This window comes from Synechococcus sp. OH20 (assembly GCF_047502685.1).
Taxonomy (GTDB): Bacteria; Cyanobacteriota; Cyanobacteriia; order Thermostichales; family Thermostichaceae; genus Thermostichus.
Genome location: NZ_JANSIQ010000056.1, coordinates 89138 through 101074, shown reverse-complemented (window position 1 = coordinate 101074; position 11937 = coordinate 89138). Strand labels below are relative to the sequence as shown.

Genomic DNA, 11937 nt, shown 5'->3' with positions numbered 1-11937 from the left:
CGACGATGTCGAACCATCCTCGCTCCTGGCGTACGCGCCCTACCGCGATGGTCATCTCAACTTCTCCCAAAAAAGATCTAAATGAATGAGAACGCTAATGAAACTACAAAGTTTGCTTCCTTGAAGCAAGAGAAGAGCCTAGGTATAAAGACTCAACTCGCGGGTCTTTTGCCTCACCTTCTTTTAACGGCTCTTTGGCCAGAGCTACTCAGGAGCTCTTACAGGTAGGACTCCCAGTGCTCCAAGACCCTGTCCAGAACCGTTTCCAGTACTCAACAACGGCCCAATGAGCCATCTGAGAGCTACCGGACAAGCTTTACGGCTGTAGGCATTACAATCTAGCCTATGCCGGTAAAGACTTGTAAATTGCTTTCATTATAGAGGCGGGTGACGCGCCTCCATCAAGTCCGAGGTGGCCGGGATCTTCACAGACTGTAATCTTTGCGGTTTTTCTCTCCTGAGATATTGAGCGTGAGGGGCCGCCTCACCTCAGGGAAGGCCGAAGGCCCAAGATCCGATATCCTTGAAGGGCGAGGCAATCCACCTGAGAGGAATCTATGGCTAGTGAGATCTTCACCATTGCTGGGCTCTCCATTGTCCTGACCCTAGTGGGCGTGGCGCTCGGATACGGGATCCTGCGCGTCACCCAGGGCGGGGCCGAGTAGGGATTTCCTCGCTTGGTGAAACATGAAAATCGGCATCGTTGGCGCCGGGGCAGTCGGGGGGCATTTGGCCGTCCGCCTGGCCCGAGCCGGTTTTCCAGTGAGTGTGGTGGCACGGGGATCCCACTTGCAGGCCATCCGCAGCCGAGGGTTGAAGCTGATCCGGCAGGGGGATCCTTCCCAGGCTTGGGTGGAGCGGCTGACAGCCAGCGACGACTTGGCTGAGCTGGGGCGGCAAGATGTGGTGATCGTTGCTGTCAAGGCCTACAGCTTGCCCCTGCTTGCCCCACAGTTGGGATCCCTGTGTGGCCCGGACACCCCCGTTGTGGTTGTTCAGAATGGCGTTCCCTGGTGGTACTTTTACCGGCATGGCGGCGAGTTTGAGGGGCGCTCCTTGACTTCGGTGGATCCGGGCGGGGTGATCGCCGCCCATCTGCCGATCGAGCGGGTGATCGGCTGTGTGGTGTACATCGCTGTGCAGTTGGCAGAGCCGGGGGTAGTTTTGCACACCGGCGGCGGGCGCTATATTCTGGGGGAGCCAGATGGATCGTTGTCGGAGCGGCTGCGCTCTCTGGCGGCCATCTTTGAGCAGGCGCAGCTTGCTGTAACCCTCACCTCCCAAATTCGGGTCGAGATCTGGCAAAAACTGTGGGGCAACGCCGCTTTCAACCCCATCAGCGCCCTCACCCGCGCGGCCCAAGACGAAATTGCCCAGTACCCGCCCACCCATGCTTTGGTTGAGTCGGTGATGCAGGAAACCGAGGCTGTGGCCCAAGCGCTGGGGATCCGGCTGCCGGTCTCTCTGGAAGAGCGGCTCAAGGATGCAGCCCGCGTGGGATCCCATCGCACCTCGATGCTGCAGGATATTGAGCGGGGGCGACCGACGGAGATCGAGAGCATTGTCGGCGCCATCGCGGAGCTGGGGCGTTGGGCAGGGATCCCGACTCCCCATTTGGATACACTCTATGCTTGCGTTAAGCTGCTGGAGCGCTCGCTTCAAGCAGGGAAAGCGGCCCGTTCCCAGCCGCAGATCCCCTAGTAGCCCCTCAACTCTTGCGGACTATGCTGGAAAACGCCATTGTGCTCATCACCGGTGCCAGCAGCGGCATCGGGGCAGCCTGTGCCACGCTTTTTGCCCGTTCTGGGGCCAAGCTGATCCTGGTGGCCCGCCGTCAGGAGCGTCTGCAGGAGCTGGCTATGGAGTTGCAGCAGGCTTACGGCGCTTCCTCATACTTGCTGACTTTGGATGTGCGGGACAGGGCAGCCGTACAACAGGCGCTCCAGTCTTTGCCGCCGGTCTGGGCTGAGATCGACATCTTGATCAACAACGCCGGCCTCAGTCGCGGCTTGGACAAGCTCCACACCGGTGCTCTGCAAGATTGGGAGGAGATGATCGATACCAACATCAAGGGCTTGCTGTATGTTACTCGCGCAGTCTTGCCCGGCATGGTGGAGCGGGGCCGCGGCCATGTGGTCAACATCGGCTCCATTGCCGGTCGGCAGACCTATCCCGGCGGCGCCGTCTATTGTGCTTCCAAAGCCGCCGTGCGGGCCATCTCCGAGGGCCTGAAGCTGGATCTGCTGGGCACCCCCATTCGCGTCACCGAGATCCAGCCCGGCTTGGTGGAAACCGAGTTCAGCCAGGTGCGCTTCCACGGCGATCGCGAGCGGGCGGCAGCGGTCTATTGGGGCCTCACCCCCCTGACGGCGATGGATGTGGCCGAGGTGGTGCTGTTTGCCGTCACCCGTCCCCCCCACGTCAACCTCAGTGAGGTCTTGCTGGTGCCCACCGACCAGGCCAGCACGACAATGGTGCATCGCCGATAAGGATGCGAAGATCCCGATCCCTTCGCTTGTTCGGTATTCACCCCCCCATCCCTGGGCGACAATGGCGGCAAAGGGGATGGGCCCATGGGAGTGGAAAGCGGGATCCTCATTGGGTTGGGCATCGGCCTACTCGGCACGCTGATTTTGCTCTGGCAGAGTCGGCGCCGCTTCGTCCGCCAATTGCAACAGTTGGGATCCCTGCTGCACGTGCCCCTGCCTCTGAGTTCGCCAGAACAGATGCTCAGCCGGCTCAGCCGCCACCTGCGCCAACAAGAACTGGAGTGGGCCAGCCAAAAACGACACCTGCAAGACTGGCAGTATCTCAGCCACCACCTGCCCTGGGGATATCTGCGGGTGGACGAGAACAACGTGGTCCTGGAGTGTAACCCTGCCGCTCAACGCCTGCTGCACATTGGCCAGTGGCAGCCGGGCGTCAAGCTCCTGCTGGAGTGGGTGCGCTCCTATGAGTTGGATCAGCTCATCGAAGCCACCCGCCGCCAGGGGGCCAACACGCCCATCCAGAGCCGCGAATGGATCTTCTACCCTTCCGGCGGCGAGAATAAACCGGTTCCGCTGCGGGCTTGGGGGCTTCCACTGCCGCAGGGGCAGGTTGCCATCTTTTTGGAAGACCGGCTGGAAGCTACCCTGCTAGCCCAACAACGGGATCGCTGGGCCTCGGATGTGGCCCACGAGCTGAAAACCCCCCTCACCTCGATTCGCCTGCTGGCCGAAACTTTACAAAGCCGGGTCGACACCGCACAAGCGGTTTGGGTGGAACGATTGCTCAACGAGACGCTGCGCCTCAGCCAGTTGGTACAAGACTTGTTGGAACTGAGCGCCCTTAACTTGGGGGCCGGATCCCGCTCCCAATGGCGCTGGGTGGATCTGGCAGCCTTAGTGCGCGAAGCCTGGCAGAGCTTAGAACCGCTGGCCAAGCCCCGTCACCAGGAACTGCACCTGAGCAGCCCCTCCCAGCTCTATCTCTGGGGAGATGAACAGCGCCTCTACCGCCTCATCCTCAACCTCTTGGACAACGCCGTCAAATATGGCGCGCCCGACTCCCCTGTCCACGTGCTGCTCTTGGAACAGGGATCCCAGGTGCGGCTGGAGGTGTACGACCACGGCCCTGGCCTGCCGGAGGATCAATTTGAGCTGGTCTTTCAACCCTTTTACCGCACCGATGCGGCGCGGGCCCGCAGCAAAGGCGGCACCGGCCTGGGGCTGGCGATCGTGCGGCAAATTGTGGAACTTCACGGGGGCACGATCCGTCTGCGCAATCACCCACAAGCAGGTGGACTGTGGGTTCAGTTGGAACTGCCCCGGAAACGCGCCGATGCCCTGTGAAAGCTGCCCAGAAGCGCTCCCGTCAACATCGCCAAACCCTTCGGCCTGAGAATTGCCGCAGATTTTCCTGCGGCGGGACTATCCATCTTGGAGGGGATCCCCTACAATTGGGGTAGGTAATCTTTACAGTTCATCCTACAGGCATTCGGAATGGGCGCCGACTATCATTCCGCTGATTTGTTGTCGGAGCGGGAACTGCAGGTCATCGAGTTGATTGCTGCAGGGCTGACCAATCAGGACATTGCGGAGCGCTTAGAGATTAGCAAACGTACCGTTGACAATCACATCAGCAACATTTTGAGTAAAACCCGAACTGCAAATCGGGTGGCTTTGGTACGCTGGGCTCTGCAATGGGGAAAGATTTGCCTGGATCAGGTCAATTGCTGCACCCTAGTGGATGACAAAATTGCCTAGCCCCATCTTGCTTTACCAGTAGCCAAACGCCCAACGTAGAGTCTTAATCAGGGGATTTTTTTGCGTTTTGCACCGCGATTGCTTCTGGGAGCGGGGGTGAGGGGAAGAAAGAGGCTGCCGAGAGCCCTTGGGAAGTCTTCCAGTTTGGCTAGAGGTAGCTACATTTTGAGTTGTGTAGGTTGAGTTGTCATCCGTGAGCATCCCTGAGCTGAAACGTTACGCTGTTCGCTACGATTCCATGCCCCTGATGGTTTATCGGGAAGTGGCTGCCCATTTGGCCTGTGTTTCAGGGGTAGAAACGGAGCTGGAGTGGAAAAAAGACTCCAGCTTTCGCTACCAAGACAGCCAAGTAGAGGCGTTGCATATTTGTCAAAAACCCGGTGCCGACCCAGAGCAAATTAAGCGCATTCTCGACCACTACGGAACGTGGCAGTATAGCCCCTTAGAAGAATAGCCCTTTCTGCAATTAAATAAAAAAGAGATCCCCAGGGGTGGGGATCCCTTGACGATTCCTCTGCAAGTTCTGGGACAGAAGCCGTTCAGCCAGTAGCCTGGCTTTGGTCAGACAGATGCAATCTACGGGCCAAACCCAGTCTTGCCAGCACCCAAATGGCCCAGTAGGTCATGTCGATCTCCCACCAACGCAAGCCTGCTTTCACGCGCTTCGGGTCGGCGTGATGGTTGTTGTGCCAGCCTTCACCGTAGGTTAAGATGGCCGCCCACCAAAGGTTACGGGCATTGTCGTCGCTCTCGAAAGTTCGGTAACCCCAGAGGTGGCTGGCAGAGTTGATCAACCAGGTGCAGTGCAGCAGCAACACCGTCCGCACAAAGATGCCATAGATGACGAACGACCAACCCCCCAGCAAGTAGAGCACGGCAGCCAGCGGCAATTGCAGCAGCAGCCCATACTTGTCCAGCCAACGATAAAAAGGATCCCGAGCCAAATCCGGCGCAAAAGCAGAATACTTCTCACGGTTAAAAAACTCTTCCCGTTGGTAAATGAGCCAGAGCATGTGGCTCCACCAAAAGCCTTTGCGAGCAGAGTAGGGATCCCGCTCTTCGTCTTCAGTAAAAGCGTGATGCTGACGATGGCCGCCCACCCAGAAAATCGGCCCCCCTTGGATGGCGAGAGCGCCGAAGGTAGCAAAGACATATTCCAGCCACTTGGGCACTTGGAAACTGCGATGGCTAAGAAGACGATGATACCCTAGGCAGATGCCCAAGCTGCCGAAGCACCAGTGAAGCAATAGAGCCACTCCCAGGGCCGGCCAGGAAAAGTAAAAAATGCCGCCCACCAAAGCGAGGGCGTGAAAAACAATGAAAAAGAGAACAAATTCCCAGGCAAACCGGAAAGACTTTTGGGGCTCAGGCTGAGTGAGCGAAGCAGAACGGTCAGGATTATCCAGCGATTGGGAAGGAAGGGAAACGGCCATGAACCAGCAAAACCTCAGAAAAAGAGAAAGGGCAGCGCAGAATCAAATACCTCCTCACAAAGTTGCTTCTCATGCAAAGGCCACTGAATCCCTGACTCAGCTCACAAGGAGCTCACAACCCTGAAAGGCAAACCGGGATCCCTGAAGGCCCGCCCAAGCAAGCCCCAGCAGTGAAAGCGGCTACAAGAGAGCAGAAAAGCAGCAGGTTTGATCTCGCCTGAGGCTAAGCTTAACGATATTTCACCTCGAATGCAAGCGCTACTTGCAGGCTGCTGCCGTTCTCTAGGGTTTTCTCCTAACTCCTTACCCCATCACCCACCATGGCACGTTCTTCCTCTCGGCAAAGGCTGCTAGACGCGGCTCGGGAGCTGTTTGTTCGTCAGGGCATTACCCAGACCACCACCCGTCAAATCGCAGACCTAGCCGGCGTTAATGAAGTCACCCTATTTCGGCACTTTGGCAGCAAGCAGGGGCTGCTCTTGGCCGTGTTTGGTGAGCTGGGGGTCTTTTCCGGCATTGCCGATCTTCCTCTCCAGGGGGATCCCGCCTCATTCCAAGGCTCTGGGCTGCAGGCCATTCTGCTGCGCTATGTCCACACCTGTTTTCGGGCGCTGGCCGATAATCCTGAGCTGGTGCGCTCTTTGGTTGGAGAAGCAGGCTTTTATTCCGAGGAGCATCGCCGCGCTCTGAGGCTCGGCTTTTCTCAGGCGCAGGAACAGCTAACACAATACTTGCAACAGTTCCCCAGCTCTGAGTTCCAATCGGTCGAGCCCGAGCGCCTTCACCGAGCCGCTGGGGTTTTACACCTGATGATTTTGGGGGCAGCCGTGTTGGCCGTCACCGCCGGCCTGCCCTCGAGCGGCGAGGAGAAGTTGTCCCATGGCCGCTCATCAAACGCTGAAAGCGAACCAATCCCAGACCTACTCCAAGCCTGCGTAGAGCTGTGGATGGCAGGCTTGACCGACGTGAAAAAGGCAGAGAGCTAGCCTCCTCTCATGCGGCTTTAGGACTCCGTCCCGCTATCGCGAGTGGCGGGACGAAAACAGGCGATGGGCACCAAAAAGAGGGGAAAAGAGAGGAGGTTGTAAGCCGGGTTCTGTAGTGGGGCGTTCTTTCAAAACTTTCAAGAACTAACCCGCACTGGCGATCATCCATCTGGGAGTGATGTTGCCATCACCCTCTAGCGGCTCACCACCATCGAGAGCACCCTTCCCCAGCGTCTACTGGGTACCGTGATCTCGATGCAGCCGACAGGGGCGAAGAACAGCCATGATCCTGCGGCTGCGGCCTTGCTTTCCACCGGGGTTTACCGAGCCAACGCCTCTCGACGTTGCTGGTGGGCTCTTACCCCACCTTTGCACCCTTACCTGTGCTGGGATCCCAGCCATCGGCGGTATGTTTCTGTGGCACTGTCCTCGCGGTTACCCGCACTGGGAGTTTCCCCAGCGGTGTGTTCTTCTGAAAGCCCGGACTTTCCTCATCCCGCTGTCTGGTGGCGACAGCAAAGACGCGATCGCCTGCCCCTCCTCTCTCTTCACCTCGATCCTACTGCATTTCCCAAACCCGGAGATCACCTCCATCACCACAGCCGCCGCGCTTTCGGTGCCATGCCAAACAAGCAGATTGAGGATCTGGATGGCAGCAGCTCTCATACCTGAGGTAACACAGCGGCAGAGCGAGCAAGCTCTGTAAAAGAACTCCCCTCTCCCTTGGGGAGAGGGGCTGGGGGTGAGGGGGGTGGAGAGCCTTAGTAGCGATGCACCAGCCTGTTGAGGGGCTTGAAGATATCTGCCTCAAATTTCTTGCCCTTGAGCATGCGGTTCCAGTACAGCCAGGGCAACAGGTGCACCTTGGCCAGGTACATGGAGTAGCGCTCTCGTGTTGGATCCAGGGGGAAAGAGGGAGCTAGCTTTGCGTCATAGGCAAACTCCGCCATGATCAGGGAGTTGTAGCCGGTGATCAGGGGGCAGCAGGTGTAGCCGTCGTAGCGGGCCAGCAGCGGCTTGGACTGCATGGCCGCCAAGAGGTTTTCCGCCAGCACCGGCGCCTGCTTGCGGGCTGCGGCTGCCGTCTTGGAAGTCGGCAGGGAAGAGGCATCCCCCAGAGCAAACACGTTGGGGTAGCGGGGGTGTTGCAGCGTCCACTTGTCCACCTCCACCCAGCCACCAGGTCCCGCGAGGGGGCTGCGCTTGACAAAGTCCGGGGCGCTCATGGGCGGAGCCACGTGGATCATGTCGTAGTGCAGGCTTACCTCTTCCTTGCCCTTGTCGGTGGTTACCTCAAAGATGGCCTCTTGCGCCTCGGGCCGGATGGCCTTGAGGTTGTGCCTGAACTTTACCTGGATCCCGCGGCGCTCCACCACTTTCTCCAGGGCGGCGCTGTATTCTGGCACCGCGAAGAGGGTGGGAGTGGCAGTACAAAAGATAACTTTGGTGTTGACCCCAACGCCGCTTTTGCTCTTGAAAACGTCGTCGGCCATGTACATGATTTTCTGGGGCGCGCCGCCGCACTTGATGGGAGTGGCGGGGTAGGTGAAGATGGCCGTGCCCCCCTGGAAGTTGCGGATGGTCTCCCAGGTGTAGGGGGCATAGTCTTTGGAGTAGTTGCTGGTCACGCCGCCCTTGCCCAACGCTTCCGGCAGGCCTTCGATCAGGTGCCAGTCAATTTGGATCCCGGGGGCCATGATGAGGTAGTCGTATTCGATAACTTGGCCGGCCTCGGTGATGACGCGGTTGTGATCCGGATCCAGCTCGGCCACCCGCGCTTGAATCCACTTGGCTCCCCTGGGGATGACGGTTTTTTCATCGCGAACAAACTTGGCCAGCGGCGCAATGCCCCCGCCCACCAGCGTCCAGCCGGGCTGGTAGTAGTGCTTGTCGGAGGGCTCGATGATGGCAATGTCGAGGTTGCGCTGGCGCTCCAGCAACTGGGCTGCTGCACTGATGCCGGCTGCCCCTCCCCCGACGACGACAATCTGATGGTGAATAACTGTAGGAGAACTCCCAGAAGCAGCCCCCTGCACCTCGGAGCGCGCGCCGTTTTGCGGCACTGCTGCTGACTGGGCTTGCAACTCCCTTGGCTTTGTAGTCGGTACTACCATAACTCCCTCAAAACAGAAACAAAAAAAGCTACCGCTAGACTCAATTGGCCATATTAAAAAACAGCAAAAGAGCCAGCTCACCTGTCCAGGAGCCCGGACAGTTCAGCCGAAGCCCTTTGGCTCCCTACAAGCTCTAGCTAATCATTCTACCTAATAAGAATATGTTCATCCTTTCTATCTATTGAGAATTTTAAGCAAATCTTAGCCGGCTGCCTAAACGTTGTTGACGCTTGTCTTGGTAAGGAGCCGCTCGAAGGACACCTTGCCGGGAAGGGCCCATGGCATTGGTTAGGCTATCAGAGATAAGGAGGGCAGGCAGCCCATCCAACCCTCGCGGTGTTGTAACTCAAGATTCCGAACATGGCCGAATCTTCATCCCCTGAGCTGCTCCCGGCCCTTGCCTGGCATGCCCTGCCGGAGGAGCAAGCCATCCAGGAACTCCTCGGAGAGGAGATGTCTTTGGCGGGGCTGTTGGAAAAGGGCCTCTCTCAAGCTGAAGTGGAGAAGAGGCAGCAGCAATACGGCCCCAATGAGCTGAAAGCCAAAGCTGCAACGCCGGCCTGGGTCAAATTTCTGCAGCAGTTTAACCAGTCGCTGCTCTATATCCTGATGGTGGCTGGGGCGGTCAAGGCGTTCCTGGGATCCTGGCGCAACGCCATCGTGATCTGGGCGGTGGTGGTGATCAACGCCCTCATCAGCTACATCCAAGAGGCCAAGGCGGAGGAGGCAATTGCCGCCCTGGCCAAGTCGGTGGTGACTGAAGTCACGGTGCTGCGGGAGGGGCAGAAAGTGCGGCTGCCCTCGCGGGAGCTGGTGCCGGGGGATGTGGTGCTCTTGAGCTCGGGAGACAGGGTGCCCGCCGACCTGCGCCTGCTGAGTGCGCGCAACTTGCAGGTGGACGAATCGGCCCTCACGGGAGAGTCGGTGCCGGTGGAAAAACGGCTGGGATCCCTGCCGGAAGACACTCCTCTGGCCGACCGACAGAACATGGCTTACGCCGGCAGCTTCGTCACCTTTGGCCAAGGGGCGGGGGTGGTGGTGGCCATCGGCAACCAGACCCAAACAGGTCGCATCTCCCAGCTCATTGAAGAAGGGGGATCCCTGCAAACTCCCCTGACGCGCAAGTTTGAGGCGTTCAGCCTGACCTTGCTGAAAATTATCCTCACCTTGGCTGCGTTCACTTTTTTGGTGGGGCTGGTGCAGGGCCAAGCGGCAGCAAGCGTCTTTGAAGCGGCAGTGGCGCTGGCGGTGAGTGCTATTCCCGAAGGCTTGCCGGCGGTAGTTACCGTAACCCTGGCCATTGGGGTTTCCCGCATGGCCCGCCGCCATGCCATCATCCGCAAGTTGCCGGCGGTAGAAACCCTGGGCAGCGCCACGGTGATTTGCTCGGACAAAACCGGCACCCTCACAGAAAACCAGATGACGGTGCAGGCCATCTACGCCGGATCCCGGCTCTACCGGGTCGCCGGCAGTGGCTACAGCCCCCAGGGCCAGATCTTATCCCAGGAAGCCAATTCCCCCGTCGAAGTGCGCCAATGGCCCTCGCTGGAGGCCTGTCTACTGGCCGGCTGCCTCTGCAACGACACCCGCCTCCAACCCAAGGACAACGGCCAGTGGGAGGTGGTAGGGGATCCCACCGAGGCGGCTCTGCTCGTGGCGGCGCAGAAGGGGGGTCTGGATCGAGAAGATCTGCAGTGCCGCCGCCCTCGCCTGGACAGCATCCCCTTTGAATCCGAGTTTCAGTACATGGCCACCCTGCACCGGTTGGGGCCGGAGGAGCACTGTATCTACGTCAAGGGATCCGTAGAAGCTCTCTTGCCCCGCTGCGGCAGCCAGATGGGATCCCAGGGGGAGATCCAGCCCTTGGAAGCAGAGCGGATTCGCCAGCAGGTGGAGGCCTTGGCGCGGCAGGGGCTGCGGGTTCTGGCCTTTGCCCAAAAAGCCGTACCCCCTAGCCAAACGCAGGTGGATCACTCAGATCTGCAGGAAGGGCTGATTTTCTTGGGCTTGCAGGGGATGATTGACCCGCCACGGCCGGAGGCCATTGCCGCCGTACGCTCCTGCCAGACTGCCGGGATCCAAGTCAAGATGATCACCGGCGACCATGTGCTCACGGCCCAAGCCATTGCTGAGCAGATGGGCCTGGGCGGCGGCAAACCGGTAAAAGCCTACAGCGGTCGGGATCTGGAGCAGCTTGGCCCAGAGGAGTTTGTAACCGCCGCCAACCAGGGATCCGTCTTTGCGCGGGTGGTGCCGGAGCAAAAGCTGCGCCTGGTGGAAGCTCTGCAGTCGCGGGGTCAGATCGTAGCCATGACCGGCGATGGGGTCAACGACGCCCCGGCCTTGAAGCAGGCAGATGTGGGCATTGCCATGGGGAGGGGCGGCACGGAAGTGGCCAAAGCCGCCGCCGACATGATCTTGACCGACGACAATTTCGCCTCCATCGAGGCCGCCGTCGAAGAGGGGCGCACCGTTTACAACAACCTGCTCAAGGCCATTGCCTTCATCCTGCCGGTGAACGGGGGGGAGTCGATGACCATTCTCCTCAGCGTCCTCCTCAACCGGGAGCTGCCCATTTTGGCCGTTCAAGTGCTGTGGCTGAACATGATCAACTCCATCACCATGACGGTGCCCCTCTCCTTCGAGCCCAGCACGGGGCGGGAGATGACCCAGCCGCCGCGGGATCCCAACGCCAATTTGCTTTCTCCTCGGCTGCTGCAGCGCATCCTGCTGGTGTCGGTCTTCAACTGGATCTTGATCTTCGGGGTTTTTGAGTACATTGAACAAACCACCGGCAATATCGACCTGGCCCGCAGCATGGCCATTCAGGCGCTGGTGATCGGGCGTATTTTCTACTTGCTCAGCCTCAGCCAAGCCATTCCCACCCTGTTGGGCCGCGGACGGGCCAGCCAGTTGGACCACCACGAACGCCTGATGGATACGGCGGCTGTTGCCATCGGCATTGGGGCGGCCATCCTGCTGCAGATCCTCTTCAGCCAGTGGGGCGTGATGAACATCATTTTCGACACGGCACCTTTGTCTTGGGATCAGTGGGGCTTCTGTCTGCTGGTCAGCCTGCCGATGATCGTGGTCTCAGCGGTAGCCAATCGAGTGGATCCCGAGTGAGCCGCATTGGCAACTCGCACCCCCATCTGAA

At 59.2% G+C, this 11937-nt stretch carries 10 protein-coding genes and 1 other RNA gene; 8 read left to right on the top strand and 3 right to left on the bottom strand.

The window, feature by feature from the left end; all coding sequences use genetic code 11:
* The first annotated feature begins 557 nt into the window (after positions 1-557).
* The 6 genes from NW826_RS12440 (at position 558) to NW826_RS12415 (ending at position 4701) form a co-directional block, all read left to right on the top strand.
* A complete protein-coding gene (locus NW826_RS12440; RefSeq protein ID WP_414334413.1) occupies positions 558-665 on the top strand; it encodes a PetM family cytochrome b6-f complex subunit 7 in 108 nt (35 codons plus the stop codon).
* A gap of 22 nt (positions 666-687) precedes the next feature.
* Positions 688-1701: a ketopantoate reductase family protein gene (locus NW826_RS12435; RefSeq protein ID WP_414510273.1), complete on the top strand. Its 1014-nt coding sequence runs from the start codon at positions 688-690 to the stop codon at positions 1699-1701.
* A 23-nt stretch (positions 1702-1724) separates the two neighbouring features.
* Complete coding sequence (locus tag NW826_RS12430; RefSeq protein ID WP_414415165.1) at positions 1725-2489, top strand: SDR family oxidoreductase; 765 nt, start codon at positions 1725-1727, stop codon at positions 2487-2489.
* An 84-nt stretch (positions 2490-2573) separates the two neighbouring features.
* Positions 2574-3833, top strand: coding sequence for a sensor histidine kinase (locus NW826_RS12425; protein ID WP_414510272.1), 1260 nt, complete (start codon positions 2574-2576; stop codon positions 3831-3833).
* Positions 3834-3983: 150 nt separating this feature from the next.
* A complete protein-coding gene (locus NW826_RS12420) occupies positions 3984-4247 on the top strand; it encodes a helix-turn-helix domain-containing protein (RefSeq protein WP_414334421.1) in 264 nt (87 codons plus the stop codon).
* Positions 4248-4440: 193 nt separating this feature from the next.
* On the top strand, positions 4441-4701 hold the full coding sequence (locus NW826_RS12415) for a hypothetical protein (protein WP_414334448.1): 261 nt from the start codon (positions 4441-4443) through the stop codon (positions 4699-4701).
* A gap of 85 nt (positions 4702-4786) precedes the next feature.
* On the opposite strand, the gene NW826_RS12410 is transcribed toward NW826_RS12415, so the two are convergent.
* Positions 4787-5680: an acyl-CoA desaturase gene (locus tag NW826_RS12410; protein ID WP_414334423.1), complete on the bottom strand. Its 894-nt coding sequence runs from the start codon at positions 5678-5680 to the stop codon at positions 4787-4789.
* Between the two features lie 320 nt (positions 5681-6000).
* Between NW826_RS12410 and NW826_RS12405 the strand changes: the two genes are divergently transcribed.
* Positions 6001-6666, top strand: coding sequence for a TetR/AcrR family transcriptional regulator (locus tag NW826_RS12405; RefSeq protein ID WP_414510271.1), 666 nt, complete (start codon positions 6001-6003; stop codon positions 6664-6666).
* An 83-nt stretch (positions 6667-6749) separates the two neighbouring features.
* Here NW826_RS12405 and rnpB read toward each other — a convergent pair.
* Together rnpB and NW826_RS12395 are read right to left on the bottom strand one after the other, a co-directional pair.
* Positions 6750-7211, bottom strand: an RNA gene (rnpB, locus tag NW826_RS12400) — RNase P RNA component class A.
* A 216-nt stretch (positions 7212-7427) separates the two neighbouring features.
* The gene (locus NW826_RS12395; RefSeq protein ID WP_414510270.1) at positions 7428-8780 is read right to left on the bottom strand and encodes an FAD/NAD(P)-binding oxidoreductase; all 1353 of its coding nucleotides are present in this window, start codon (positions 8778-8780) and stop codon (positions 7428-7430) included.
* A 360-nt stretch (positions 8781-9140) separates the two neighbouring features.
* Between NW826_RS12395 and NW826_RS12390 the strand changes: the two genes are divergently transcribed.
* Positions 9141-11906, top strand: coding sequence for an HAD-IC family P-type ATPase (locus tag NW826_RS12390; RefSeq protein WP_414510269.1), 2766 nt, complete (start codon positions 9141-9143; stop codon positions 11904-11906).
* Positions 11907-11937: the final 31 nt, after the last annotated feature.